The organism is Porphyrobacter sp. CACIAM 03H1 (assembly GCF_002215495.1).
GTDB lineage: Bacteria > Pseudomonadota > Alphaproteobacteria > Sphingomonadales > Sphingomonadaceae > Erythrobacter.
In genome coordinates this window covers 2,574,928-2,598,308 of sequence record NZ_CP021378.1, presented here as the reverse complement: position 1 = coordinate 2,598,308, position 23,381 = coordinate 2,574,928, and the positions used below count along the sequence as shown (strand labels likewise).

Here is a 23,381-nt window from a genome sequence, read left to right as displayed (position 1 = left end):
ATGAAAATCAAGGTTCAGAACATCGAGGGCAAGGCCTCGGGCGATATCGAGCTGTCGGATGACGTGTTCGGCATCGAGCCGCGCGCCGACATCCTGCACCGCGTGGTGACCTGGCAGCTCGAGAACCGCCGCGGCACCGCCCGCCCGACGCGCGAGCGTTCGGACGTGGCCCGCACCGGCAAGAAGTTCGGCCGCCAGAAGGGTGGCGGCACCGCCCGTCACGGCGACCGTGCGGCCCCGATCTTCATCGGCGGCGGCAAGGCACACGGCGCGCGCAAGCGTGACTTCGAGCAGTCGCTCAACAAGAAGATCCGTGCGCTCGGCCTCAAGATGGCGCTTTCGACCAAGGCCAAGAGCGGTCTGGTCGTCGTCGACAGCCTCGAGCTGAAGGACGCCAAGACCAAGGCGCTGAAGGGCCACCTCACCAAGGCCGGTCTGACCGGCAAAGTGCTGGTGATCGACGGCGAGCAGGTCGACGCGGGCTTCAAGAAGGCTGCCGGCAACCTCCCGGGCATCAACGTGCTCCCGGCGATCGGCGCCAATGTCTACGACATCCTCAACCACGACACGCTGGTGCTGACCAAGGCCGCTGTCGAAAAGCTGGAGGCGCGCTTCAATGGCTAAGAAGCAGACCGTGGACGCGCGTCACTACGATGTGATCATCGCGCCGCACATCACCGAGAAGTCGACCCTCGCGTCTGAACAGAACGCCGTGGTCTTCAAGGTCGCCAAGGATGCGACCAAGCCGCAGATCAAGGAAGCGATCGAGGCGATCTACGACAAGAAGGTCGTCGCCGTGAACACCCTGGTCCAGAAGGGCAAGACCAAGCGCTGGAAGGGCAAGGCCTACCAGCGTTCCGACGTGAAGAAGGCCATCGTCACCCTCGCCGAGGGTGAGATGATCGACATCACCAGCGGTATCTGAGGCCAAGGGACAGGAAACGAACAATGGCACTCAAGAACTACAAGCCGACCAGTCCCGCCCGCCGCGGCCTGATCCTGGTTGACAAGTCGGGGCTCTACAAGGGCAAGCCTGTCAAGGCGCTGACCGAAGGCAAGCGCAAGACCGGCGGCCGCAACAACAAGGGCCACGTCACCTCGCGCGGTATCGCCGGGGGCCACAAGCAGAAGTACCGCTTCATCGACTTCAAGCGTCGCAAGTGGGACATGCCGGCCACCGTCGAGCGTCTCGAGTATGACCCGAACCGCACCGCCTTCATCGCGCTGGTGAAGTACGAGGACGGCGAGCAGGCCTACATCATCGCGCCGCAGCGTCTCGCAGTCGGTGACCAGGTCGTGGCCGGCGAGAAGACCGACACCAAGCCGGGCAACGCCATGCTGCTCGGCCAGATGCCGGTCGGCACGATCTGCCACAACGTCGAGATGAAGCCGGGCAAGGGCGGCCAGATCGCCCGTTCGGCCGGCACCTATGTGCAGGTCGTCGGCCGTGACCGCGCTTTCGTGATCGTCCGCCTCAACTCGGGCGAGCAGCGTTACCTGCGCGCCGATTGCATGGGCACGGTGGGTGCGGTGTCGAACCCCGACAACGCCAACCAGAACTTTGCCAAGGCCGGCCGCTCGCGCTGGATGGGCAAGCGTCCGCTGACCCGCGGCGTCGCGAAGAACCCGGTCGACCACCCGCACGGTGGTGGTGAAGGCCGCACCTCGGGTGGCCGTCATCCGGTGACCCCGTGGGGCAAGCCGACCAAGGGTGCCCGCACGCGCCACAACAAGCAGACGGACAAGATGATCATCCGTTCGCGTCACGCGAAGAAGAAGAGGTAAGAGACGATGGCACGTTCCGTCTGGAAAGGTCCGTTTGTCGAGCTGAGCCTGCTGAAGAAGGCAGAAACGGCGCAGGAAACCACGAACGCCAAGCCGATCAAGACCTGGTCGCGGCGTTCGACGATCCTGCCGCAGTTCGTCGGGCTCACCTTCAACGTCTACAACGGGCACAAGTTCATTCCCGTTTCGGTTTCGGAAGAAATGGTCGGCCACAAGCTCGGTGAATTTGCGCCCACGCGCACCTTCCCCGGCCACGCTGCCGACAAGAAGGGCAAGCGCTAATGGGCAAGGCAAAGGCACCCCGCCGCGTGGGCGATAACGAGGCGCTGGCCGTCGGCACCACGATCCGTGGTTCGGCGCAGAAGCTCAACCTCGTCGCGGCCCTGATCCGTGGCAAGAAGGCCGAAGAGGCGATGAACATCCTCGCCTTTTCGAAGCGGGCGATGGCGCGCGATGCGAGCAAGGTGCTCGCCTCGGCGATCGCCAACGCTGAAAACAACCACAACCTCGACGTCGACGCGCTGGTCGTCGCTGAGGCGAGCGTCGGCAAGTCGGTGACGATGAAGCGCTTCCACACCCGTGGCCGTGGCAAGTCGACCCGGATCCTCAAGCCGTTCTCGCGTCTGCGGATCGTCGTTCGCGAAGCAGAGGAGGCCTGATATGGGTCAGAAGAGCAATCCGATCGGTCTGCGCCTGCAGATCAACCGCACCTGGGACAGCCGCTGGTACGCCGAAGGGCGTGACTATGCGCAGCTGCTCAAGGAAGACATCGCGATCCGCAAGTACATCATGAAGAACCTGCCCCAGGCGGCGGTTTCTAAGGTGGTGATCGAGCGTCCGGCCAAGCTGTGCCGCGTGTCGATCTATGCGGCCCGTCCGGGCGTCATCATCGGCAAGAAGGGCGCGGACATCGAGAAGCTGCGCTCGAAGCTGGCGACCATGACCGCGAGCGACGTGAAGCTGAACATCGTCGAGATCCGCAAGCCGGAAATCGACGCCAAGCTCGTCGCGCAGGGCATCGCCGATCAGCTGGTGCGCCGCGTGGCGTTCCGCCGGGCGATGAAGCGCGCGGTGCAGTCGGCGCTGCGTCTGGGTGCCGAAGGCATCAAGATCGTGTGCGGCGGCCGTCTTGGCGGGGCTGAAATCGCCCGCGTCGAATGGTACCGCGAAGGCCGCGTGCCGCTCCACACGCTGCGTGCGAACATCGATTACGCCGAGACCGAGGCGCTCACCGCCTACGGGATCATCGGGATCAAGGTGTGGATCTTCAAGGGCGAGATCCTCGCCCATGATCCGACCGCGCAGGACCGCCTGATGATGGAAGCCCAGACTTCCGGCGTCCGCCCGGCTCGTTGAGGTAACAAACCATGTTGCAACCGAAAAAGACCAAGTTCCGCAAGGCCTTCAAGGGCCGGATCAAGGGCGACGCCAAGGGTGGCACCACCCTCAACTTCGGCTCCTATGGCCTCAAGGCCCTTGAGCCGGAGCGGGTCACCGCTCGTCAGATCGAAGCGGCGCGTCGTGCCATCACCCGTCACATCAAGCGCCAGGGTCGTCTCTGGATCCGCGTGTTCCCCGATGTGCCCGTGTCGAAGAAGCCTGCCGAAGTCCGTCAGGGTAAGGGCAAGGGTTCGGTCGAATACTGGGCGGCGCGCGTGAAGCCGGGCCGCATCCTGTTCGAACTCGACGGCGTCGCCGGTCCGCTGGCCGCCGAAGCTTTCGAGCGCGCGGCGATGAAGCTGCCGATCAAGACCAAGGTCGTCGCCCGTCTCGGCGACACCAGCCACCTGGGAGGCGAATAATGGCCGATATCGCGGACCTTCGCACCAAGACCGATGACCAGCTGACCGCCGAGCTCACCGAGCTCAAGCGCGAGCAGTACAATCTTCGGTTCCAGGCTGCGACCAACCAGCTCGAGGCTCCCTCGCGCATCCGTCAGGTGCGCCGGACCATCGCGCAGATCAAGACGCTGCAGAGCGAGCGCGCGGCCAAGGCCGCGGCTGCCAAGGCGTAAGGAGAAAGCACATGCCCAAGCGCATCCTCGTCGGGACTGTGACCTCCGACAAGACCGACAAGACTGTGACCGTGCTGGTCGAACGCAAGGTGAAGCACCCGCTCTACGGGAAGATCATCCGTCGATCGAAGAAGTATCACGCGCACGACGAGCAGAACGAATACACCGTGGGCGACGTGGTGCGGATCGAGGAGACCCGCCCGATGTCGAAGACCAAGACCTGGATCGTGAAGGACCGGGTCGTGGCGGGCGGCGTGCAGGCGGTGGAAGCCGACCTCGACGTCGCTGCTGCGGGTAACTGAAACGTAGACGGAACTGCCGGGCCCCGGTCGGATCGGGCGTCCCGGTAAGCCAATGAGAAGGAAGACGGATCAATGATCCAGATGCAATCCAATCTCGACGTCGCGGACAACAGCGGCGCCAAGCGCGTCCAGTGCATCAAGGTGCTGGGTGGCTCGAAGCGTCGTACCGCGGGCGTCGGCGACGTGATCGTCGTCTCCATCAAGGAGGCGCAGCCGCGCACCAAGGTCAAGAAGGGCGACGTTCACCGCGCCGTGATCGTGCGCACCAAGAAGGACGTGCGTCGTCCCGACGGCACCGTGATCCGCTTCGACAGCAACGCGGCCGTGCTCGTGAACAAGAACGAGGAGCCGATCGGCACCCGTATCTTTGGCCCCGTGGTGCGCGAACTGCGCGGCAAGGGCTTCATGAAGATCATCTCGCTCGCTCCGGAGGTGCTGTAATGGCTGCCGCGAAGATCAAGAAGGGTGACCGCGTCGTCGTTCTGTCGGGCAAGGACAAGGGCCGCACCGGTACGGTTGCCCAGGTTCTCCCGAAGGACGGGAAGGTCGTCGTCGAGGGCGTGAACATCGTCGCCCGTCACCGCAAGCCGAGCCAGCAGAACCCGCAGGGTGGAATCGATCGCTTCGCCGCGCCGATGCACATCTCGAAGGTCGCTCTGGCTGATCCCAAGACCGGCAAGGCCACCCGCGTCCGCTTCGAAGTGAAGGACGGGAAAAAGGTGCGCGTCGCCGTCAAGAGTGGGGAGACCATCGATGGCTGATTACACCGCCCGGATGAAGGCCAAGTACGACAACGAGATCGTCCAGGCCATGACCGAGAAGTTCGGCTACAAGAACCGCATGGAGGTGCCCAAGCTCGAGAAGATCACGCTCAACATGGGTGTGGGCGAGGCGAGCCAGGACAAGAAGAAGGTTCAGACCGCCGCCGAGGAAATGGCGCTGATCGCCGGCCAGAAGCCGGTCATCACCCTCGCCAAGAAGTCGATCGCGCAGTTCAAGCTGCGTGAAGGCATGCCGATCGGTTGCAAGGTGACCCTGCGCCGCGAACGGATGTATGAATTCCTCGACCGTCTCGTGACCGTCGCCATGCCGCGCATCCGCGACTTCCGCGGGCTGAATCCGAAGTCGTTCGACGGCCGCGGCAACTACGCGATGGGGCTGAAGGAACAGATCGTGTTCCCCGAAATCAGCTACGACAAGATCGAGAAGGTGCGTGGGATGGACATCATCGTCACCACCACCGCCAAGACCGACGAAGAGGCGCGCGAGCTGCTGCGCCTGTTCGGCTTCCCCTTCCAGGGCGAGGCCAAGACCGAACAGAAGGAAGCGGCGTGAGCCGCTTCCCGTTAGAGACACGAAAGCAGAGAGCTTAAGTCCATGGCGAAACTGAGTTCCATCAACAAGAATGAGCGTCGCAAGAAGCTCGTCAAGCAGTACGCTGCGAAGTACGAGAAGCTGAAGGCGATCGCCAACGACGAATCCCTCGACGAGACCGAGCGCCTGGTCGCCCGTCTCAAGATGGCGGAGCTTCCGCGCAACGCGAACCCCACCCGGGTGCGCAACCGTTGCGCCACCACCGGCCGCCCCCGCGGCTATTACCGCAAGTTCGGCATCAACCGTATCGAACTGCGCGATCTCGGCAACAAGGGCCTGATTCCGGGCCTGACCAAGTCGAGCTGGTGAGGACACAAAGATGGCAATGACCGATCCTCTGGGTGATATGCTCACCCGCATCCGCAACGGCCAGCAGGCGAAGAAGGACTCGGTCCTCACGCCCGCGAGCAAGCTGCGCGCCAACGTGCTCGAAGTGCTCCAGCGCGAAGGCTACATCCGTGGCTATTCCGAGGACAACTCGGGCAAGCACCCGGCGCTGCGGATCGAACTGAAGTATTTCGAAGGCGAGCCCGCGATCAAGCACGTGGCGCGCGTCTCCAAGCCCGGCCGCCGGATCTATTCGGGCTCGAAGGAGCTCCCGACCGTCCGCAACGGCCTCGGCATCACCATCGTCTCGACGCCCAAGGGCGTGCTCTCGGATGCCGAGGCACGCAGCCACAACGTCGGCGGCGAAGTCCTGGCGGAGGTGTTCTGATGAGCCGCATCGGCAAGAAGCCGGTGGCGATCCCCGGAGGGGTGACGGCCACCATCGAGAACGGCACGCTCGTCGTGAAGGGGCCCAAGGGCACCCTGTCGATGGGTCTGTCGGACCTCATCACCTACTCGCTCGAGGACGGCGCGATCTCGGTCAAGCCGGCCAATGACAGCAAGCAGGCGCGCGCCTTCTGGGGCATGCAGCGCACGCTCGTGTCGAACCTGGTGGAGGGCGTCAGCGCCGGCTTCACCAAGATCCTCGACATCAAGGGCGTCGGCTACCGTGCCAACGCGCAGGGTCGCAATCTGAAGCTGCAGCTCGGCTACAGCCACGATGTCGACCTCGCCGTGCCCGAAGGTCTCGAGGTGAAGACCCCGGACCAGACCACGATCGAGATTTCCGGCTCGGACAAGCAGGCCGTCGGCCAGTTTGCCGCCGAAATCCGCCGCTGGCGCAAGCCCGAGCCCTACAAGGGCAAGGGGATTGCCTATCGCGGCGAGTACATCTTCCGCAAGGAAGGGAAGAAGAGGTAAGATGGCAAAGCTTTCCCTGTTCGAACGGCGCCGTCGCCGGGTCCGCACCGCGCTGCGCGCGCGTGCCGGTGGCAAGCCCCGTCTCTCGGTGCACCGCACCGGTCGCCACATCTACGCCCAGATCATCGACGATGCCGCCGGCCGCACGGTCGCCGCTGCCTCGACGCTCGGCACCAAGGCGAGCGGCGCGAATGTCGATGCCGCTGCCGAAGTCGGCAAGCAGATCGCCGAGGCCGCCAAGAAGGCGGGCGTGACGACTGTCGTGTTCGATCGCGGCGGGTTCCTGTTCCATGGCCGCGTCAAGGCGCTGGCCGATGCCGCCCGCGAAGGCGGGCTGGAGTTCTGACAATGGCTGACGAAAACACCATCGACACCGTCGACGTGGCGGGCGACATCGGCGGCGACGCCGGCGAGAGCCAGGGCCGTCGCGGTCGTGGCCGTGGCGGCAACCGCGAAGGCGGCGAAGGCCGTGGTCGCGGGCGTGGCCGTGACGACCGTCGCGGGCCCAAGCAGGAAGAAGATGACGGCATCATCGAGAAGCTGGTGCACATCAACCGCGTCTCCAAGACCGTGAAGGGCGGTAAGCGCTTCGGCTTTGCGGCACTGGTCGTGGTCGGCGACGGCCAGGGCCGCGTCGGCTTCGGCCACGGCAAGGCCCGCGAAGTGCCGGAAGCGATCACCAAGGCGACCGCTTCGGCGCGCAAGAAGATGATCCGCGTTCCGCTCAAGGAAGGCCGCACCCTGCACCATGACGGCAATGGCCGTTTCGGCGCGGGCAAGGTGACCCTGCGCACCGCGCCTCCGGGCACCGGCATCATCGCCGGCGGTCCGATGCGCGCCGTGTTCGAGAGCCTCGGCGTTGCCGACGTGGTGACCAAGTCGGTCGGCACCTCGAACCCCTACAACATGATCCGCGCCACCTTCGACGCGCTGCAGGACCAGACTTCGCCGAAGTCGGTTGCCCAGCGTCGCGGCAAAAAGGTTGCCGACCTCCTAGGTCGGGGCGGGGCCAGCGCAGCCGAGGCGGAAGCCGAAGCTGCCGCGATCGTGGAGTAATCTTCAATGGCTACCATCAAGATCAAGCAGATCGGCTCTCCGATCCGTCGCCCCGCCAGCCAGCGCCAGATCCTCATCGGTCTGGGTCTGAACAAGATGCACAAGGTGGTCGAGCGTCAGGACACCCCCGAGGTGCGCGGCGCGATCGCCAAGATTCCGCATCTGGTGCAGGTGATCGACTGAAGTGAAGCTCTATCGGTGCCTGGTCAGGGGTGAGAATTTTCCCGGCCAGTTGATCGGTAAGAAGGGATTGGTCGGCTTCTACACCACGCGTTGGGTAGAAGCCGTTTCCCTTGAAGAGGCGGAAATGTCGGCGCTCGAAGCGATGCGCATCGACCCGGCATTCGAGATTGTCAGCCCGAAGCTGCGCAAGCAGTTCAAGGCGATGGTTTACTTCGACAAGATTGTCGAAGTGCCGCCGGAGACGCCTAGGGTGCCCAACAAGGGCGCTACTTGGTTTGAAATCTAACAGCGCGACAAAAGCGAAAGCGAGTGCACGACATGAAACTGAATGACATCCGCGACAACGCCGGTGCCCGCAAGGGCCGCGTCCGTGTCGGCCGTGGTATCGGCTCGGGCAAGGGCAAGACCTCGGCCCGCGGCCAGAAGGGCCAGAAGGCCCGTTCGGGCGTTGCCATCAAGGGCTTCGAGGGCGGCCAGATGCCGCTCCACATGCGCCTGCCGAAGCGCGGCTTCAACAACCCCTTCGCCAAGGACTACGCCGAGGTGAACGTCGGCATGATCCAGAAGTTCATCGACGCGGGCAAGCTCGACACCGGCGCCACCATCACCGAGGAAGCCCTGCGCAATGCGGGCCTCGTGCGCGGCGGCAAGGACGGCGTGCGCCTGCTCGGCAAGGGTGAGATCACCGCCAAGGCCACCTTCGCCGTGACCGGCGCCACCAAGGGCGCGATCGCCGCGGTCGAAAAGGCCGGCGGCAGCGTCGAAGTCGCCCCCGCGCCGACCCCCGAGCACGAGAAGAAGCTCGCCCGCCGCGAGGCCAACAAGGCCGCCAAGGCCAAGTAATCGACAAAAGGCGGCGCGCGGGGGTTCGACAAGAGCCCCCGCGCTCCCTATTTACGCTCTCGCGCGCCGACCTGCCCCTTCTTCCGGGGGCATCCCGACGAGGGTGGGGCGCGCAGGACATGGTCCACGCGGTGCCTGATGGGGGCAGAGCCGCCGGGCCAAGAGCTAGGATCGACACGACGACATGGCATCACGCGCCGACAATATCGCGAGCAACCTGAACCTCGGCAATTTCGCCAAGGCGACCGAGCTCAAGCAGCGCATCTGGTTCACGATCGGTGCGCTGATCGTCTTCCGCTTCCTCAGCTTCGTGCCGCTGCCCGGCGTCAACCCGCTGGTTCTTGCCGAACTCTACGACCAGACCCGCGGCGGCATCCTCGACCTGTTCAACGCCTTCTCGGGCGGCAGCCTCGAGCGCATGAGCCTCATCGCGCTTGGCGTCATGCCCTACATCACCTCCTCGATCGTGGTGCAGATGGCCTCGGCGCTGCACCCGTCGCTCTCGGCGCTCAAGAAGGAAGGCGCTTCGGGGCGCCAGAAGCTCAACCAGTACACCCGCTACGGCGCGGTGCTGCTGTGCGCGATCCAAGGCTATTTCCTTGCCGTGGGCCTTGAAAGCTTCGCCGCGCAGAACGGCCTGCAGGCGGTGGTCGATCCGGGCTACATGTTCCGCATCGTCGCTGTCATCAATCTCGTCGGCGGGACCATGTTCCTGCTGTGGCTCGGCGAGCAGATCACCAGCCGCGGCATCGGCAACGGCATCTCGCTGATCATCATGGCGGGCATCGTTGCCCAGTTCCCGAGCTTCGCCACCAACCTCTTCGAAGGCGGCCGCACCGGCGCGATTTCCTCGCTGGTGATCATCGGCTTCCTCGTGATGGTGGTCGGTCTGATCCTGCTCATCTCCTTCATGGAGCGCGCCCAGCGCCGCCTGACGATCCAGTATCCCAAGCGCGCGACGCAGCGCGGAATGATGCAGGCGGAGCGGTCCTACCTGCCGCTCAAGATCAACACCGCGGGCGTGATCCCGCCCATCTTCGCCAGCTCGCTGCTGCTGCTGCCGCTGACGATCACCCAGTTTGCCGGCAATTCGGTCGACACCGAGAGCGGGTTCTACACCGTGCTCCAGGCGCTCAACCAATATCTCGCCCATGGCCAGCCGCTCTACATGACGCTCTACGCCATCGGGATCATCTTCTTCTGCTTCTTCTACACCGCGGTGGTATTCAACCCCGAGGAAACGGCAGACAACCTTAAGAAGAACGGCGGCTCGATCCCCGGCATTCGTCCGGGCAAGCGCACGGCGGACTATCTCGAATATGTCCTCACCCGCATCACCGTGGTGGGCGCGCTCTACCTGACTCTGGTCTGCGTGCTGCCGGAATACATGATCGCGCAAACGGGGATCCCGCTGTTCCTCGGCGGCACCAGCCTGCTGATCGTCGTCAACGTGACGGTGGACACCATCAGCCAGATCCAGTCGCACCTTCTGGCGCTGCAATATGGCGACCTGATCAAGAAGGCCAAGCTCAAGGGCAGGATGCGCTGATATACGACATTAGTCGGCTTGACGCGCCTTGCCACTTGGTTGAACCCGTAAGTCTGAAAGAACGTGCCGGGCAGCGACCCGCGGCGATATTGGGGGACGGTTCGTGAACATCATTCTTCTTGGCCCTCCCGGCGCCGGCAAGGGGACGCAGAGTGCGGGCCTGGTCGAACGTCACGGGATGCGCCAGCTATCCACCGGCGACATGCTGCGCGCCGCGGTCAAGGCGGGCACGCCCGTCGGGCTGCGCGCGAAGGAAGTCATGGAGCGCGGCGAGCTGGTATCGGACGAGATCGTCTCCGACCTGATCGACGCCGAACTCGCCGCAATGGCGCCTGAAACAGGCGCGATCTTCGACGGCTATCCCCGCACCGCCGCGCAGGCCGATGCGCTCGATGCCATTCTGGCGAAGAACGGCCGGGTGCTCGATCACGTGATCGAACTCGAGGTCGACGAGGACGCGCTGGTCGAGCGAATCACGGGCCGTTTTTCCTGCGGCAACTGCGGTGCGCTCTATCACGACACCGCCAATCCGCCCGCGACGCCGGGCGTGTGCGATGCCTGCGGCAGCACCGAGTTCAAGCGCCGTCCGGACGACAACGAGGAAACTGTGCGCACCCGCATGGCGGAATACCGCGCCAAGACCGCGCCGATCCTGCCGGGCTACGAGGCGCGCGGGATCGTCACCCGCATCGACGGCATGGCCGCGATCGACACGGTCGCAGGCCAGATCGACGCCATCCTCAAGGGCTGATTGCGGCCCCGGGGGCTTGCGGCATCGCCGCCTTTGCCGCAGCCTTGTGCGATGATCGCAAGGGAGGGTCTTGCCATGAAGCAGTTTTCGCGAGCCGGTGCTGGCGCGCTTGTCCTGTCCGCCCTCGTGGCCGCCAGTCCGGCCGCGGCCGAGGTCGTACGCGCGGATGAGGACAGCTTTGTCACTCGTCACGAAGTGGTGGTCGAGGCGAGCCCGAAGGACGTGTGGCTCGCCCTGATCTCGCCTTCCGGCTGGTGGCAATCCGAGCATACGTGGTCGGGGGATGCGAAGAACCTCTCCCTGATGCCCAAGGCGGGCGGGTGCTTCTGCGAAACCATCCCCGAGGTGGATGAACCGGGGCGCTTCACGCTCGAGGGCAGTGTCGAGCACATGCGGGTCGTTCAGGCCTATCCGGAGCGTGCGCTGCGGATGGTCGGCAGCCTCGGTCCGCTCCAGAGCGAGCCGGTGACCGGCGTGCTCACCATCGCGATCAGCACCACGCCCAAGGGCACGCGGATCTTGTGGGAATACAATGTCGGAGGTCCGATGCGCTACGAGGTGGCGGTGATCTCCAAGGCCGTGGATGGGGTGATGGGCGCGCAGATCGCCGCATTGGCCAAGCCCTTGGGTGTGGTCGCCATGCCGGCATCTGTGCCGCCGCCTGCTGCCGAAGCACCGGCCGAAGCCAAGCCGGAGCCGGCAGGGCAGGGCGGGGCGAAGGTGGCTCCGCCTTCCGCACCAGCTGCTGCTGCCAAGCCAGGTCCCGCACCCGCGCCAGCTCCGGCCAAGGCCGGGACGCCCGTGACGCTGCCCGGGATCAAGCCGACGCCCGGGCCTGCTGCCGCGCCCGCTCCAGCGGCGAAGCCCGCCGACAAGCCGGCGTCGAAGCCGGCGACCAAGACGCCGTCCGTGGACGAGGCTTTCAGCGATATCGGCGACAAGCCGCCGCGCTGAACGCACCGGCATCATGCGTTGCTTGCGCGTCCTGGGCTTCTATGCCTGATGCGGTTGACCTGAAGGGCGAATCGGCCTATGCGCGCCCCTCATTCGACATGTTCGAAGCAAGTTCGGCAGGCATCGCCCTTGCGCGTGCCGACCGGACTTTTTGCCGTTTGCGCACCAGCGCTCGGCAGGCGAGCGTGGGGAATGAATGTCGCGTTGAGATAGGGGTGGTTCCTCAAGGACCGTCAAACCCCTGTGGAGCATGGAGAAATAAGTGGCTCGTATTGCCGGGGTCAATATCCCCACCAACAAGCGCGTGATCATCGCGCTGACCTATATTCACGGGATCGGCCGTACCACCGCCGTCCAGATCGCTGACAAGCTGGGCATCGCGCACACCGCGCGTGTGCAGGATCTCTCGGACGAGGAAATCCTGCGCATCCGCGAAACCATCGATGCCGATTTCACCGTCGAAGGCGACCTGCGTCGCCAGACCGCGATGAACATCAAGCGTCTGATGGACCTGCGCGCCTATCGCGGCCTGCGTCACCGTTCGGGCCTGCCCGTCCGCGGCCAGCGCACCCACACCAACGCCCGTACCCGCAAGGGCAAGGCCAAGCCCATCGCGGGCAAGAAGAAGTAAGCAGGGCCTTCGGGCTCCCGCTTTTTCCTTCTGACGAGCTAGAGGAATATAGAGAATGGCACGCGAACCAGGCCGTATCCGGCGCCGTGACAAGAAGAACATCACCAGCGGCGTGGCGCACATCAACGCCAGCTTCAACAACACCATGATCACCATCACCGACGCGCAGGGCAATGCCATCTCGTGGTCGTCCGCCGGCATGATGGGCTTCAAGGGCAGCCGCAAGTCGACGCCCTACGCCGCGCAGGTCGCCGCCGACGATGCCGGCAAGAAGGCCGCCGAGCACGGCGTCCGCACCCTCGAAGTCGAAGTGAAGGGCCCGGGTTCGGGCCGTGAAAGCGCCCTGCGGGGTCTTGCAGCCGTCGGCTTCAACATTACCTCGATCCGCGACGTGACCCCGATCCCGCACAACGGGGTCCGTCCGTCCAAGCGTCGCCGCGTCTGATCCGCCGGGATGGCGGGGGCGCGTATCGCCTCCGCCGCCCGATCGGGTCAGATGCCCGCGCCCCTCGCGCCCGCGCATCCGGCCCGCCCAAGTTTGAAACGCCCGAAAGGCGAATTAGGGGAAATCCATGTCCGTCAACACCAAGAACTGGCAGGAACTCAAGAAACCCAACTCCCTGGAAATCAAGGATGGCGGCGATCGTCAGCGCAAGGCGATCTTCGTGGCCGAACCGCTCGAGCGGGGCTTCGGCCTGACGCTCGGCAACGCGCTGCGCCGGGTGCTGCTCTCCAGCCTGCAGGGCGCCGCGATCACCTCGATCAAGATCGAGAACGTGCTGCACGAATTCTCGAGCCTCGCCGGCGTGCGCGAGGATGTCACCGACATCGTCCTCAACGTCAAGCAGATCGCGCTGAAGATGGAAGGCGAAGGCCCGAAGCGGCTCCAGCTTTCGGCCACTGGCCCGGGTGAAGTCCGCGCCGGCGACATCGCTGTGACCGGCGACATCGAGGTGATGAACAAGGATCTCGTGATCTGCCATCTCGACGAAGGCGCGACGCTCAACATGGAGCTGACCGCCGACACCGGCAAGGGCTACTCGCCGGCTGTCGCCAACCGTCCGGCCGATGCGCCGATCGGGCTGATCCCGGTCGACTCGCTCTATTCGCCCGTGCGTCAGGTGAGCTACAAGGTCGAGAACGCCCGCGTCGGGCAGGAGCTCGACTACGACAAGCTCTCGCTGACTGTCGAGACCGACGGCACCGTCACTCCGGAAGACGCCGTGGCCTATGCCGCGCGCATCCTCCAGGACCAGCTAACGCTGTTCGTCCACTTCGAGGACGGCATCCCGCAGCCGGTCGGCCAGATGATCGGCCACGCCGTGCAGCCGGAAGAGAGCGACGCCAACCAGCTCAACCGCTACCTCCTCAAGAAGGTGGACGAGCTGGAGCTCTCGGTGCGTTCGGCCAACTGCCTCAAGAACGACAACATCATCTACATCGGCGATCTGGTCCAGAAGACCGAAGCCGAGATGCTGCGCACGCCGAACTTCGGCCGCAAGTCGCTCAACGAGATCAAGGAAGTGCTCTCGAGCATGGGCCTGCGCCTCGGGATGGACATCCCTGGATGGCCGCCCGAGAACATCGAGGAAATGGCCAAGAAGCTCGAACAGGAACTTCTCGGTTGATGAACAGGGAGCCCCCGCGAAAGCGGGGGCTCTCCGCAAGGGCAGGTCGGACCCTTTCCGACCAGAACCGGGCTACCTCATACGGGCCCCTTTCGAACAAAGGATGAAGTAAAATGCGTCATGGTATTTCGGGCCGCAAGCTGGGCCGCCGCACGGGTCACCGCAACGCCCTGTTCCGCAACATGGCCGCCGCGCTGATCAAGCACGAGCAGATCACCACCACTCTGCCCAAGGCCAAGGAACTGCGCCCCTACGTCGAGAAGCTGATCACGCTGGCCAAGCGTGGCGGCCTGTCGAACCGTCGCCTCGCGATGGCCCGTCTGGGTGACGAGACGCAGCTCAAGAAGCTGTTCGAGGTCCTCGCCGAGCGTTACTCGGATCGTGACGGCGGATACACCCGCGTGCTGCGCGCCGGTGTCCGCGCCGGTGACGCCGTGCAGATGGCGATCATCGAACTCGTCGACCGCGACGAAGCCGCCAAGGGCCAGGACAGCGGCCCGGTGCAGTCGGAAGACGAATACGAAGACGCGTAAGCCGCGTTTCGGGATACAGCGAAGGGGCCGGGGCGGTAACGCTTCCGGCCCTTTCCTTTTGTGGGCGGCCAGATAGGTTGCGCGCCATGATCCGCACCGCATTCGCAGCCGCCGCGCTGCTCCCCGCCGTCGCCGCCTCCGCCCAAAACCAGCAGGAGGCGCTCGACGCCCGCTACGAGCGCGCGCTTGCGGCTGGGTACAAGGCGCTGATGCTGTGCAGCGCCATCGCCAATGCCGAGCGCAACGGCGCGATCCGCACGCCCGAGAGCGTCGCCGCATGGGAGCTGGTAGGCATCCAGTCTCCGCAGGCGGCCGTGATCGGCGACCTGCCACACACGATCCTGCGCAACGTCTCGGGACAGATCGCCGAAGTGCAGGTGCGCTGGGCCGAGGGCATGCCGGCGCGGGTCGCCGTTCATGACGGACCCGACAACGGCTGTGCGATCCGGCCCCTTGGCGCGCCCGAACGGTCGCTTCCGTCGGAGCCCGCGCAGACCGTGCCGGCAACCGCGGCGCAGGAGCCGTCTGCTGACAGCGGCAAATCCCGCGGGCGCATCCGCCGCCCGGTGGATGATCGCGGAAGGAAGGTGATAGTCCTGGCCGCCCGGGCGCTCGACCACACGCGCACCGAAACCTACGGCAAGGGCGCGCGCACCACGGCGCTTGTCGTCCGCAGCTTCCATCCCGATGGCTCGCGCGATTTCAATGCCACGTTCTATGCCGACGGCTTTTCGGAAGCGACTCCGCTGCGCACCTGGTCGGTCGCCAAGTCCATCGCCGCGACGCTGGTGGGTGCCGCTGTCCAGCGCGGTGAGGCGGATGTGAACGCCTCCGCCGGTCTCGGCCTGTCTGCCGCCGACCCGCGCCGTGACATCACCGTCGACCACCTGCTGCGCATGGCTTCGGGCCGCTACTCCGACACGCCGGGGAACCGCACCGATCCGCTCTATTTCGGCGGGGCTACCGTCGCGGAGGTCGCGCTCGACTGGCCGCTGGTTGCCGCGCCGGGCAGCACCTTCCGCTACGCCAACAACGACACGCTCGCCGCCGTGGCTGCCATCAAGGGGACCTTCGAAGCCCATCCTCCCGCCAGGTTCTTTGCAGAGCTGGGCATGAAGGGAACGGTGGCCGAGACAGATTGGCAGGGCGACTACATCCTTTCCTCGCAAGTCTGGGCGACGGCGGAGGACCTGGCGAAGCTCGGCCAGCTCTATCTCGAAGACGGGGTTTGGAACAACAAGCGCATCCTGCCCGAGGGCTGGGTGAAGTACGTCACCACCCCCAGCGGGCCGCAGCCACCCACCGGCACCTTTGGCTATGGCGCGGGGTTCTGGCTCCTGAACCGCGAGGAGGGCGTGCCGCCCGACACCTTCGCCGCCATCGGCAATCGCGGACAATATGTGGTGATCGTGCCCTCGCGGAAGGTCGTGATCGTGCGCCGGGGCGAGGATCCGGCAGGCTCGGGCTTCGACATCGCGGCCTTCACGCGCGATGTTCTAGCCGCTCTGGAAGAGTAGCTCATAGCGGCGATGCGTTCATCAAAGCGGCGATTAAACTTAACAACACCTGACATCCCGATTCAGCTTCGCCACACCCCGAATCACGCAAAACGGCCTCGACACCTGCGGCAATCCCGCCTCCGGGTGATGGACGAGGACCTTACGATGACCACCACGACCAACCGGCTGGCCTCCGGCAAATCGGCCCGGCTCGTGCTCGGCGCGGTCGCGGCCACGGCGCTGACCGCAGCCTCGGCGACCCCTGCCATGGCGCGCGACCGCGACCGCGACGGCATCAGCGCGGGCGAGATCATCGCCGGCGCCGTGGTGATCGGCGGCATCGCGGCGCTGGCGGGCGCCTTCGACGGTGATCGCGACCGCTGGGACCGGCGCGATTTCCGCGGCGACCGCTGGGATCGGCGCGGCGACTGGGATCGCGGGGGCTGGGGCTTCGCCGGTGGTCCGCGCGCCGCTGTCGACCGCTGCGTGCGCGCTGCCGAGAACCAGGCCCGGCGCTTCGGCGGTTACCGCTTTGCCGACGTGATCGACGTGCGCGACATCGACCGGACCCGCGAAGGGTTCCGCGTGCGCGGTCGGATCGATGTGGGCGGCGGCTGGAACCGCAGCGACCGCGGGCGCTTTACCTGCCGCATTGATGGGCGCGGTGCGCCGCTGATCGACTTCGACGGCATCCGCGGCCTGCGCTGATCCCTCATCTCTTCCCCTCGCGCGCGGGTCTCCTGCCTTATCGTCCCGCGCGCACCCTTGCCGCCCCGTCAGCGCTCCACTCGCTGGCGGGGCGGCTTCATTTCGGGTCGCCTCGGCCGGTTCAGCCCAGCGCAAGCCTCGCACGGCTAGTCTCGTCCGCATCCGGCCTTGGTGGGGGCCACAACATCGACAGGAGAGAGCAGCAATGGCTCTGATGTTTCGCGCGACCCTGATCGCGGGCGCGCTTGCCGGCACCACCCTTGTTTCCGCGCCCGCCGCCGCTGCGCCGCTTTCCGCGACGCCGGCGTTGGGCAGCCCTTCCGTCGTCCTTGCCCACAGCCGCTTCGATCCCGCCGCTGACAGCGCCGAATGGCGCCGCTGCGGCTGGGGCTGGGGGCGCCGCTGCGGCTGGGGCGGTGGCTGGGGCGGCCGTGGCTGGCGCCGCAACCGCATCGACGGCGGCGACGTCTTGATCGGCGCCGCCATCATCGGCGGCGCCATCGCCATCGCCAATGCCAACAATCGCCGCCAGCGCGACCGCGACGTGGTGGTCGTCGAGCGCGACGCCGATTTCCGCGACCGCGACTGGGAACGCGACCGCAACTGGGACCGCCGCGACGATCGCCGTTCGGCCCCGCGCGGTACGGGCGCCTCGGGCCTCGATAATGCGGTGAACATCTGCCTCGACCGGATCGAGCGCGACGTGCGGGTCGACACGGTCGACAATGTCGAGCGCACCGGAGCCGGGTGGCGGGTGAGCGGGGCGCTCTATGACGGCTCCGCGTTCCAGTGCCGGATCGGCAACAGCGGCCAGATCGACGGGATCGACTATGGCCGGGGCTTCTCGGGTGTCGGGTTCAACGGCGGTGATGCTCCGGCTGCGCCGCGGGCCGCCGGCCAGTTCGACGACAGCTACTACGCCGATGCCCGTGCGCGGGTCGGCGGGACGGTGCGGCCCGACATCGCGGTGAGCGAGACCACGGTCCAGGTCGCGCGGGTGCCGCAGGGCACGGCTTTGAGCCCGGCTCTTGGCACGGCCATGCCTGCCTATCCCGGCGGCCCGATCCCGGGCGAGGTGATCCCCGAGACGATCGACGGCGATATCGGCGGCTGATGCGAGCGAGAGGGGCCTCAGTGCCCCTCCCGGTCCCCGCCATAGCTCGGCAGACCCCATTCCCAGCCGATCGCGGCGCTGCGCAGCGCGAATCCGCAGGCAAAGGCGAGCGCCCATGCGGCGGCATCGGCAAGACCGAGCAGCGGCGCCGCGAGCATCCCTGCCACACACAGCGCCGAGGCGAGGGCGGCAGGGGTGACGTAGAGTTCGGGGCTCATGATGATCGAGGGGCGGCCGGCGACCACGTCGCGGATGATGCCGCCGACGCTGCCGGTGATGACGCCCATCAGCGCCGCGGGCACCGGCGGGATGCCGTAGGCGAGCGCCTTGGCGCTGCCAAGCACGGCATAGGCGGCAAGGCCCGCGCCGTCGGCGTAGTCGAAGCCCTTGCCCTCCCACCAGCGCACCGGCGTGAACCACGCGATCAGCGCCGTGCCGAGGCATACGGCGGCGACCCAGGGATCGTCGATCCAGAACACCGGTGCCCGGATCAGCAGGTCGCGCACCGTCCCCCCGCCGACGCCGGTGACGAGGGCGAAGAAGGCCATCGTCACGAAGGTCTGCCTGAGCCGCGCCGCCAGCACCGCGCCCGACAGCGCAAAGATCGCGATGCCGGCCAGGTCGAGAAGGTCGAGGATCGGGGTCAGGACGGTCGGGGTCATTTCGTCCCTGCGGCCACCGGACGCGCCTTGCGGCGGCGGAACATCAGCACGCAGCCGATCAGCGCCCCTGTCAGCGACAGGGCTGCGAAGAGGATCAGCACCGGGTGGCTGGTGTCCTCGCGTTCGGAGAGGTCCATTATGTGAAGGCCCCACGCGAAGTCGAAGGCACGCCACCAACGGGTGCGCACCGCCTCGATCTCGCCGGTGTCGCGCCCGACGTAGATATTGGTGCCGTCCGTCAGCGCCACCTGCCACACTGCCAGCGGGCGGCGGAAATCGAACGGGGTGCGCTCGGCGGGGAAGAGCGTGACGCGCGCGACCTTCTCCCCGCCCACGATCCTCTCGGCCACCAGCGCCCGCGCCGCAGCGGCGTCGAGCGGCGCGAGCGCGGCCCCGGTCGCGAAGTCGACCCGCCGCGTGGCACCGTCGAGCGTCGTCAGGATCGCCACCGCGCGCCCGTCCTGCATCGTGACGCGCATCTCCTTGAGGCCCGCCTCGGGCGCGGCAAGGGTGCTGCCGGGGATTACGAGCGGGCTTGCCGGCCGTTCGCGGCGCAGGTGATCGCCGCGCACCTCGTCGATGGGGCGCGCCACCATGACGAGGCCGGTCGCCAGCCACATGGCGATCGGCACGCCGACCAGCCAGCCGAGCCAGATGTGCCACTTGGCAAGGGAGCGCATGGAGAGAAGCTTCATTCCCGCGCCATGACGAAGGGCGCTCAGCCGTGCAAGATGTTCCCGATCGCCTCGGCGGCGGCGATGCAGTCGAGGTCGGCCCAGCGCGGCCCGATCACCTGCATCCCGCAGGGCAGCTCGGCTCCCAGATAGGTGCCCGACCCGATCGGCAGGACGGTCGAGGGCAGGCCCGGGAAGGTCGCCATGCCGGACCACACGAGGCCGCTCCCGCCCGGTTCCTCCTCCCCGTCGATGGTCAGCGTCCCGCGGAACACCGCCTTGTCGGCGTGGGGCACGGCGAGCACCGGAGCGGGCGGGGCGAGGACGAAGTCGTATTGGGCGAACAGCGCCTCCCACTGCGCCATGCAGGTCGCCTGCGCGTTCATCAGCGCAAACCAGTCGGTCGCGGTGGCGCGCTTGCCGTCGGGGGTGGGGCCGCCGCCCGACATGGTGATGTTCATCATCTTGAGATAGCTGCGGTAATGCGTCGCCTGATCGGGCAGGAGGTCGCTCGCGCGGTCGATCCGCACCCCGGCACGCGCCAGCGTTTCGAGCGCGGCTTCGGTCGGCTCAAGCACGCTGGCATCCACCGGCGCGCCGGGCAGCTGCGTGACCGCCAGCAGGCGGCATTCCTTCAGCGGCTTCCGTCGGCGGCGCAGAGGTACCTCGGCACCGACCTCGACCAGCACGGCGAGGTCGGCGGCATTGCGGGCGAGCGGCCCTGCGATGCTGAGCGGCCCGTCGGCGGCGGCGACGAAGCCCTCGCGGCGGCTCATCGCGGGGTGATCGTGGCCGTGCTTGGGAACAAGGCCCCAGGTCGTCTTGTGCCCCCAGACGCCGCAGAAATGCGCCGGTACCCGCACCGATCCGCCAATGTCCGTGCCGTAGTCGCACGCAACCATCCCGCTCGCCACCGCCGCGGCGCTCCCACCCGAGGAGCCGCCGGGGGAACGCTCCGGATTGTGCGGATTGCGCGTGCGGCCATAGACCGGGTTGAAGCTCTGCCAGTCGGTGAGATCGACCGGCACGTTGGTCTTGCCGATGATGATCGCGCCCGCCGCCTTCAGCCGCCGCACCAGCAGTGCATCGCGCGGGGCCGGCTGATCGCGGAACTGCGGATGACCCCAGGTGGTGGGAAGCCCCGCAACGTCGAAGCTCTCCTTGATGGTCATCGGCACGCCATAGAGCGGCTGGTCGTGCCGAGGACCCGCAGCATCGAGCGCGCGGGCTTCGGCGTAGGCCGCCTCGAAGTTGGGCACGGCGAGCGCGTCGATCTCGCAATCGAGCTTTTCGACCCTCACGATTGCGGCATCGACCGCCTCGGCAACGCTCATCTTGCCCGCGCGCACGGCGGCGCTGGTCGCGAGCGCGCCCGCCTTGTCGGTGAGTTTCGGATAGGCCATGCGTGATCCCCCTCGGCCCTGATGGTCTAGCGGGCGGCGCGGGCGGGCAAAAGAGTCAGGTTTGCGGTTGTCGTCAGTTCAGGCGCTGGAGCCGCGCCGAGACACGCGCCGTGACATCGACGGGCAGGTAGAGCCCTTCGCCGTGGGCGGTGATCTGCCCGGTCGCGATGTTCTCGATGGCGATGGAGTAGTCGGTGATCCGCCCCTTGCGCGCGGCGAGGGCGCGTTCGATCTTGCTCCGCAGGCTTTCGAAGTCCTTCTCGAAATTCTGCGCGAGGGCATCGCTGATGGTGCTCTGGAATTCGGGAGAATTGGCGAGTGCGAAAAGAAAGGCCTCGCCGACGATGTCGGTCTCGCCCGTGATCGCCACGTCGGCAAAGCCGACCGCGCGCGAGCCCGGGGTGCTCACGGGCCGCGCGGTGAGCCAGATCGTGCCGCTCGCCTGCTCGATCACGGGAAGGTCAGAAGTTGCGGTGAAGCGCCCGCCGACAGCAATCCGGCCCTTGCCTGTGCCATAGACCCTGATGTCCTCGAAACGCGCCGTGACCGAACCGTAATCGCGGATCGCAAAGGGCCGTGCCGCGCGCTTGGCAAGGGCCTTGGCGATCACCGGCTCGAGCACGGCATAGTCGGCGACCACCGGGATGTGCAGCAGCGAGTCTGTCTCCGCCGCGTCGCGTCGGGCGAGCGGCGGGAGCGGACCGGGCGCGTTCGCCTCGGGCTTGATCCCGACATATGTCTCGAACAGCGCGTCGAGCCCGAGCCGCAGCGTCAGCTCGCGCCCGCGCACCTCGTAACCGCCGAAGCGGAACGCCTGCGGGGTCAGCCGGCCCCACACCGCCGGGTTGGCGCGGTTCAATTCGATCACCTGATGCGCCTCGCGCCAGCCTGCCTGCGCGGTCGGCTTGACCGGCAGACGCGCGAGCTCGCGGGCGACGATCCGTTCCACCTGCCGCTTCACCGGAGCAAGCTCGCGGTCGGCCTCGCTGGTGAATGTGATCCGCCGCCCGAGGAAGTCGATCCCCGGCGCGCGGGTCCAGCGATAGTCGATCCGGCTCTGCCCGGCGAGGGTCCAGTCGCGCGTCAGGTCGAGCCGGAGCGACATCGCGACCTCGGCGGCACCCGTTCCGGTCTCGCCCTTGAAGATCCCCGCCACATCGCGCGCCGCCAGCGTGCCGCTGACCGGCATGGTGACGAGCAGCGCCTGCCCCTTGCCGCCGAGCCTTATCCGCCCGCGCGTCACCTGGCCGACAATGCGACATTCGATCTTCGGCGACTTCACCTCGAACAGCGCCAGATCGACCTTCTTCGAGGCGATGCATTCGCTGCCCGGGCGGTCGATCTGCCACAGCCGGCGGGGTAGCTCACGCTCGAGAGCGCGCTCGAGATCGGCGAGGTCGACCTTGAGATCGACGGCCACCTGCGAGGGCTCCTGCGGCAGGGCGATGCGGTCGGTGGCGCGGGGCGGGGCGGCCGGCAGGCGCTCGGCTGCGTCGGAACAGCCAGCGAGCAGCGCCAGAACGGCTGCCGCGCCTGCCATCGCGACCCTGCGCAGCGCTCCCACGGCCTATTCTCCTGCCCCGTTGACCCGACGCTGCCATAGCCCGTCACGCACCTGCGCGAAAGCCGCCTTCCCCGATCGGCTCTCCCCGTGCCGTGCGGCGGCTTGCCCCCAGTGCCAGGCCGAAGCCCAGGATCGGCGCGGCGCCATGGCCGATCAGCGGATAGGGGAAGGGCGCGATCGCCGCCATCGCGCCCAAGGCGATGAGCAGGGCGGCCAGTGCCAGCCCCTCGCTCCGCCCGGGTTGTGGTTCGACCACGAGGTGCCAGAGCGGGAGGATGAAGAGCATCAGTGCGAGCGCAGCGGCGGTCAGCGCCGAGCGTCCGGCGACCTGCGGCAGGACGTTTTCGGTGTAGACCTGCAGCTCCAGCGTCCCCGCGCTAAAGGTAAGGACGGCCATCGCCGATGCGCCCGCGGCGACACAGGCGAAGCCGATGCTGCGGTGGAACAGGGCCAGCACCGCGCTCGCGGCCGCAAGCGCCGCCAGCGCGGCTGCGTCCGGTTGCAGCGCGAGCGCCGCGCCCGTCAGCGCCAGCAGGGCCGGGCCCCATGCCCTTTCCCGCGCAGCTATGACGGCTATCATCGGCAGGAGCAGCGCGCCTGATTGCAGGCTCACGGGCCCGGCAGGCAGCCACCGCGCAACGCCGCCGATCTCGGGACCGGTCAGCACCGGGAGGAACAGCGCCAGCGCCGCACCGCCGCCCAGTACAAGCCGCGCTCCCTGCCGTTCGGGCAAGCGCCCGACCAGCACCCAGACAAGCGCCACGGCCAGCGCCCCGGCATTGATGGCGATCAGCCGCGCAGGCGCTTCGAAGGCGGCAAGGTAGGCCAGCCCGCCGACCGACGGGATAGCAAGGGGCAGGGCGAGCCGCCAGCGATCGGACGCGCGCGCGCTCACCCCCGGGTTCG

At 66.9% G+C, this 23,381-nt stretch carries 35 protein-coding genes; 30 read left to right on the top strand and 5 right to left on the bottom strand.

Features of this window, described 5'->3' with window-relative positions:
* The 30 genes from rplD (at window position 1) to CBR61_RS17055 (ending at window position 18,172) form a co-directional block, all read left to right on the top strand.
* Complete coding sequence (gene rplD, locus CBR61_RS12465) at window positions 1–624, top strand: 50S ribosomal protein L4 (protein WP_088914650.1); 624 nt, start codon at window positions 1–3, stop codon at window positions 622–624.
* Window positions 617–925 (top strand): 50S ribosomal protein L23, encoded by a 309-nt coding sequence (locus CBR61_RS12460; protein ID WP_088914649.1) that lies wholly within the window; start codon window positions 617–619, stop codon window positions 923–925. Before rplD ends, CBR61_RS12460 begins: the two co-directional genes overlap by 8 nt.
* Window positions 926–948: 23 nt before the next feature.
* Window positions 949–1,785, top strand: a complete 837-nt coding sequence (rplB, locus tag CBR61_RS12455; RefSeq protein WP_088914648.1) for a 50S ribosomal protein L2 — start codon at window positions 949–951, stop codon at window positions 1,783–1,785.
* Between the two features lie 6 nt (window positions 1,786–1,791).
* Window positions 1,792–2,067 carry a 30S ribosomal protein S19 gene (gene rpsS, locus CBR61_RS12450; RefSeq protein WP_088914647.1) on the top strand — a complete coding sequence of 92 codons (276 nt, stop codon included), beginning with the start codon at window positions 1,792–1,794 and terminating at the stop codon, window positions 2,065–2,067.
* Entirely contained in the window at window positions 2,067–2,444 is a 378-nt protein-coding gene (gene rplV / locus CBR61_RS12445) for a 50S ribosomal protein L22 (protein WP_017665140.1), read from the top strand. The genes rpsS and rplV overlap by 1 nt, the downstream gene beginning before the upstream one ends.
* A 1-nt stretch (window position 2,445) precedes the next feature.
* Window positions 2,446–3,141: a 30S ribosomal protein S3 gene (gene rpsC / locus CBR61_RS12440; RefSeq protein ID WP_088914646.1), complete on the top strand. Its 696-nt coding sequence runs from the start codon at window positions 2,446–2,448 to the stop codon at window positions 3,139–3,141.
* A gap of 11 nt (window positions 3,142–3,152) precedes the next feature.
* Window positions 3,153–3,587, top strand: a complete 435-nt coding sequence (gene rplP, locus CBR61_RS12435) for a 50S ribosomal protein L16 (protein WP_088914645.1) — start codon at window positions 3,153–3,155, stop codon at window positions 3,585–3,587.
* Complete coding sequence (gene rpmC / locus CBR61_RS12430; RefSeq protein WP_066529807.1) at window positions 3,587–3,799, top strand: 50S ribosomal protein L29; 213 nt, start codon at window positions 3,587–3,589, stop codon at window positions 3,797–3,799. The genes rplP and rpmC overlap by 1 nt, the downstream gene beginning before the upstream one ends.
* Window positions 3,800–3,810: 11 nt before the next feature.
* Complete coding sequence (rpsQ, locus tag CBR61_RS12425) at window positions 3,811–4,101, top strand: 30S ribosomal protein S17 (protein ID WP_066529809.1); 291 nt, start codon at window positions 3,811–3,813, stop codon at window positions 4,099–4,101.
* A 72-nt stretch (window positions 4,102–4,173) separates the two neighbouring features.
* On the top strand, window positions 4,174–4,542 hold the full coding sequence (gene rplN, locus CBR61_RS12420) for a 50S ribosomal protein L14 (protein ID WP_088914644.1): 369 nt from the start codon (window positions 4,174–4,176) through the stop codon (window positions 4,540–4,542).
* Window positions 4,542–4,862, top strand: coding sequence for a 50S ribosomal protein L24 (gene rplX, locus CBR61_RS12415; protein WP_088914643.1), 321 nt, complete (start codon window positions 4,542–4,544; stop codon window positions 4,860–4,862). The genes rplN and rplX overlap by 1 nt, the downstream gene beginning before the upstream one ends.
* Window positions 4,855–5,436 carry a 50S ribosomal protein L5 gene (gene rplE, locus CBR61_RS12410; RefSeq protein WP_088914642.1) on the top strand — a complete coding sequence of 194 codons (582 nt, stop codon included), beginning with the start codon at window positions 4,855–4,857 and terminating at the stop codon, window positions 5,434–5,436. Before rplX ends, rplE begins: the two co-directional genes overlap by 8 nt.
* A 42-nt stretch (window positions 5,437–5,478) precedes the next feature.
* Entirely contained in the window at window positions 5,479–5,784 is a 306-nt protein-coding gene (gene rpsN, locus CBR61_RS12405) for a 30S ribosomal protein S14 (RefSeq protein ID WP_088914641.1), read from the top strand.
* A gap of 10 nt (window positions 5,785–5,794) precedes the next feature.
* Complete coding sequence (gene rpsH, locus CBR61_RS12400) at window positions 5,795–6,190, top strand: 30S ribosomal protein S8 (RefSeq protein WP_088914640.1); 396 nt, start codon at window positions 5,795–5,797, stop codon at window positions 6,188–6,190.
* Window positions 6,190–6,723 (top strand): 50S ribosomal protein L6, encoded by a 534-nt coding sequence (gene rplF, locus CBR61_RS12395; protein ID WP_088914639.1) that lies wholly within the window; start codon window positions 6,190–6,192, stop codon window positions 6,721–6,723. Before rpsH ends, rplF begins: the two co-directional genes overlap by 1 nt.
* A gap of 1 nt (window position 6,724) precedes the next feature.
* Entirely contained in the window at window positions 6,725–7,069 is a 345-nt protein-coding gene (gene rplR / locus CBR61_RS12390) for a 50S ribosomal protein L18 (RefSeq protein ID WP_088914638.1), read from the top strand.
* Window positions 7,070–7,071: 2 nt separating this feature from the next.
* Entirely contained in the window at window positions 7,072–7,779 is a 708-nt protein-coding gene (rpsE, locus tag CBR61_RS12385; protein ID WP_088914637.1) for a 30S ribosomal protein S5, read from the top strand.
* A gap of 6 nt (window positions 7,780–7,785) precedes the next feature.
* Window positions 7,786–7,962 carry a 50S ribosomal protein L30 gene (gene rpmD, locus CBR61_RS12380; RefSeq protein WP_088914636.1) on the top strand — a complete coding sequence of 59 codons (177 nt, stop codon included), beginning with the start codon at window positions 7,786–7,788 and terminating at the stop codon, window positions 7,960–7,962.
* A 1-nt stretch (window position 7,963) separates the two neighbouring features.
* The gene (locus CBR61_RS12375) at window positions 7,964–8,248 is read left to right on the top strand and encodes a hypothetical protein (RefSeq protein ID WP_088914635.1); all 285 of its coding nucleotides are present in this window, start codon (window positions 7,964–7,966) and stop codon (window positions 8,246–8,248) included.
* Window positions 8,249–8,280: 32 nt separating this feature from the next.
* Window positions 8,281–8,805, top strand: a complete 525-nt coding sequence (rplO, locus tag CBR61_RS12370; RefSeq protein ID WP_088914634.1) for a 50S ribosomal protein L15 — start codon at window positions 8,281–8,283, stop codon at window positions 8,803–8,805.
* 184 nt (window positions 8,806–8,989) lie between these two features.
* Window positions 8,990–10,354: a preprotein translocase subunit SecY gene (gene secY, locus CBR61_RS12365; protein WP_088914633.1), complete on the top strand. Its 1,365-nt coding sequence runs from the start codon at window positions 8,990–8,992 to the stop codon at window positions 10,352–10,354.
* Window positions 10,355–10,457: 103 nt separating this feature from the next.
* Window positions 10,458–11,105, top strand: a complete 648-nt coding sequence (locus CBR61_RS12360; RefSeq protein ID WP_088914632.1) for an adenylate kinase — start codon at window positions 10,458–10,460, stop codon at window positions 11,103–11,105.
* 75 nt (window positions 11,106–11,180) lie between these two features.
* Window positions 11,181–12,059, top strand: a complete 879-nt coding sequence (locus tag CBR61_RS17060; protein WP_199797431.1) for an SRPBCC family protein — start codon at window positions 11,181–11,183, stop codon at window positions 12,057–12,059.
* A gap of 262 nt (window positions 12,060–12,321) precedes the next feature.
* The gene (gene rpsM, locus CBR61_RS12350; protein ID WP_017666382.1) at window positions 12,322–12,690 is read left to right on the top strand and encodes a 30S ribosomal protein S13; all 369 of its coding nucleotides are present in this window, start codon (window positions 12,322–12,324) and stop codon (window positions 12,688–12,690) included.
* A 55-nt stretch (window positions 12,691–12,745) separates the two neighbouring features.
* Entirely contained in the window at window positions 12,746–13,135 is a 390-nt protein-coding gene (gene rpsK / locus CBR61_RS12345) for a 30S ribosomal protein S11 (RefSeq protein ID WP_017666383.1), read from the top strand.
* Window positions 13,136–13,262: 127 nt separating this feature from the next.
* Window positions 13,263–14,318: a DNA-directed RNA polymerase subunit alpha gene (locus tag CBR61_RS12340; RefSeq protein ID WP_088914631.1), complete on the top strand. Its 1,056-nt coding sequence runs from the start codon at window positions 13,263–13,265 to the stop codon at window positions 14,316–14,318.
* Window positions 14,319–14,431: 113 nt separating this feature from the next.
* Window positions 14,432–14,851 (top strand): 50S ribosomal protein L17, encoded by a 420-nt coding sequence (gene rplQ / locus CBR61_RS12335; RefSeq protein ID WP_088914630.1) that lies wholly within the window; start codon window positions 14,432–14,434, stop codon window positions 14,849–14,851.
* An 86-nt stretch (window positions 14,852–14,937) separates the two neighbouring features.
* Entirely contained in the window at window positions 14,938–16,368 is a 1,431-nt protein-coding gene (locus CBR61_RS12330) for a serine hydrolase domain-containing protein (RefSeq protein ID WP_088914629.1), read from the top strand.
* Between the two features lie 147 nt (window positions 16,369–16,515).
* Window positions 16,516–17,058 (top strand): hypothetical protein, encoded by a 543-nt coding sequence (locus CBR61_RS12325; protein WP_088915614.1) that lies wholly within the window; start codon window positions 16,516–16,518, stop codon window positions 17,056–17,058.
* A gap of 205 nt (window positions 17,059–17,263) precedes the next feature.
* Window positions 17,264–18,172 (top strand): hypothetical protein, encoded by a 909-nt coding sequence (locus tag CBR61_RS17055; protein ID WP_088914628.1) that lies wholly within the window; start codon window positions 17,264–17,266, stop codon window positions 18,170–18,172.
* A gap of 17 nt (window positions 18,173–18,189) precedes the next feature.
* Here the strand turns inward: CBR61_RS17055 and CBR61_RS12315 are convergent, their stop codons facing one another.
* The 5 genes from CBR61_RS12315 to CBR61_RS12295 form a co-directional block, all read right to left on the bottom strand.
* Window positions 18,190–18,834 (bottom strand): trimeric intracellular cation channel family protein, encoded by a 645-nt coding sequence (locus tag CBR61_RS12315; protein WP_088914627.1) that lies wholly within the window; start codon window positions 18,832–18,834, stop codon window positions 18,190–18,192.
* Window positions 18,831–19,514, bottom strand: coding sequence for a PepSY domain-containing protein (locus CBR61_RS12310; protein ID WP_233996727.1), 684 nt, complete (start codon window positions 19,512–19,514; stop codon window positions 18,831–18,833). Before CBR61_RS12310 ends, CBR61_RS12315 begins: the two co-directional genes overlap by 4 nt.
* A 38-nt stretch (window positions 19,515–19,552) precedes the next feature.
* A complete protein-coding gene (locus CBR61_RS12305; RefSeq protein WP_088914625.1) occupies window positions 19,553–20,911 on the bottom strand; it encodes an amidase family protein in 1,359 nt (452 codons plus the stop codon).
* A gap of 73 nt (window positions 20,912–20,984) precedes the next feature.
* Entirely contained in the window at window positions 20,985–22,475 is a 1,491-nt protein-coding gene (locus CBR61_RS12300) for a DUF4403 family protein (RefSeq protein ID WP_157696578.1), read from the bottom strand.
* A 43-nt stretch (window positions 22,476–22,518) separates the two neighbouring features.
* Window positions 22,519–23,370 (bottom strand): hypothetical protein, encoded by an 852-nt coding sequence (locus CBR61_RS12295; RefSeq protein WP_088914623.1) that lies wholly within the window; start codon window positions 23,368–23,370, stop codon window positions 22,519–22,521.
* Window positions 23,371–23,381: the final 11 nt, after the last annotated feature.

Coding starts and splice junctions, on each gene's coding strand:
- rplD (WP_088914650.1), top strand. CDS start 1: ATGAAAATCAAGGTTCAGAACATCGAGGGCAAGGCCTCGGGCGATATC.
- CBR61_RS12460 (WP_088914649.1), top strand. CDS start 617: ATGGCTAAGAAGCAGACCGTGGACGCGCGTCACTACGATGTGATCATC.
- rplB (WP_088914648.1), top strand. CDS start 949: ATGGCACTCAAGAACTACAAGCCGACCAGTCCCGCCCGCCGCGGCCTG.
- rpsS (WP_088914647.1), top strand. CDS start 1,792: ATGGCACGTTCCGTCTGGAAAGGTCCGTTTGTCGAGCTGAGCCTGCTG.
- rplV (WP_017665140.1), top strand. CDS start 2,067: ATGGGCAAGGCAAAGGCACCCCGCCGCGTGGGCGATAACGAGGCGCTG.
- rpsC (WP_088914646.1), top strand. CDS start 2,446: ATGGGTCAGAAGAGCAATCCGATCGGTCTGCGCCTGCAGATCAACCGC.
- rplP (WP_088914645.1), top strand. CDS start 3,153: ATGTTGCAACCGAAAAAGACCAAGTTCCGCAAGGCCTTCAAGGGCCGG.
- rpmC (WP_066529807.1), top strand. CDS start 3,587: ATGGCCGATATCGCGGACCTTCGCACCAAGACCGATGACCAGCTGACC.
- rpsQ (WP_066529809.1), top strand. CDS start 3,811: ATGCCCAAGCGCATCCTCGTCGGGACTGTGACCTCCGACAAGACCGAC.
- rplN (WP_088914644.1), top strand. CDS start 4,174: ATGATCCAGATGCAATCCAATCTCGACGTCGCGGACAACAGCGGCGCC.
- rplX (WP_088914643.1), top strand. CDS start 4,542: ATGGCTGCCGCGAAGATCAAGAAGGGTGACCGCGTCGTCGTTCTGTCG.
- rplE (WP_088914642.1), top strand. CDS start 4,855: ATGGCTGATTACACCGCCCGGATGAAGGCCAAGTACGACAACGAGATC.
- rpsN (WP_088914641.1), top strand. CDS start 5,479: ATGGCGAAACTGAGTTCCATCAACAAGAATGAGCGTCGCAAGAAGCTC.
- rpsH (WP_088914640.1), top strand. CDS start 5,795: ATGGCAATGACCGATCCTCTGGGTGATATGCTCACCCGCATCCGCAAC.
- rplF (WP_088914639.1), top strand. CDS start 6,190: ATGAGCCGCATCGGCAAGAAGCCGGTGGCGATCCCCGGAGGGGTGACG.
- rplR (WP_088914638.1), top strand. CDS start 6,725: ATGGCAAAGCTTTCCCTGTTCGAACGGCGCCGTCGCCGGGTCCGCACC.
- rpsE (WP_088914637.1), top strand. CDS start 7,072: ATGGCTGACGAAAACACCATCGACACCGTCGACGTGGCGGGCGACATC.
- rpmD (WP_088914636.1), top strand. CDS start 7,786: ATGGCTACCATCAAGATCAAGCAGATCGGCTCTCCGATCCGTCGCCCC.
- rplO (WP_088914634.1), top strand. CDS start 8,281: ATGAAACTGAATGACATCCGCGACAACGCCGGTGCCCGCAAGGGCCGC.
- secY (WP_088914633.1), top strand. CDS start 8,990: ATGGCATCACGCGCCGACAATATCGCGAGCAACCTGAACCTCGGCAAT.
- CBR61_RS17060 (WP_199797431.1), top strand. CDS start 11,181: ATGAAGCAGTTTTCGCGAGCCGGTGCTGGCGCGCTTGTCCTGTCCGCC.
- rpsK (WP_017666383.1), top strand. CDS start 12,746: ATGGCACGCGAACCAGGCCGTATCCGGCGCCGTGACAAGAAGAACATC.
- CBR61_RS12340 (WP_088914631.1), top strand. CDS start 13,263: ATGTCCGTCAACACCAAGAACTGGCAGGAACTCAAGAAACCCAACTCC.
- rplQ (WP_088914630.1), top strand. CDS start 14,432: ATGCGTCATGGTATTTCGGGCCGCAAGCTGGGCCGCCGCACGGGTCAC.
- CBR61_RS12330 (WP_088914629.1), top strand. CDS start 14,938: ATGATCCGCACCGCATTCGCAGCCGCCGCGCTGCTCCCCGCCGTCGCC.
- CBR61_RS12325 (WP_088915614.1), top strand. CDS start 16,516: ATGACCACCACGACCAACCGGCTGGCCTCCGGCAAATCGGCCCGGCTC.
- CBR61_RS17055 (WP_088914628.1), top strand. CDS start 17,264: ATGGCTCTGATGTTTCGCGCGACCCTGATCGCGGGCGCGCTTGCCGGC.
- CBR61_RS12315 (WP_088914627.1), bottom strand. CDS start 18,834: ATGACCCCGACCGTCCTGACCCCGATCCTCGACCTTCTCGACCTGGCC.
- CBR61_RS12310 (WP_233996727.1), bottom strand. CDS start 19,514: ATGCGCTCCCTTGCCAAGTGGCACATCTGGCTCGGCTGGCTGGTCGGC.
- CBR61_RS12305 (WP_088914625.1), bottom strand. CDS start 20,911: ATGGCCTATCCGAAACTCACCGACAAGGCGGGCGCGCTCGCGACCAGC.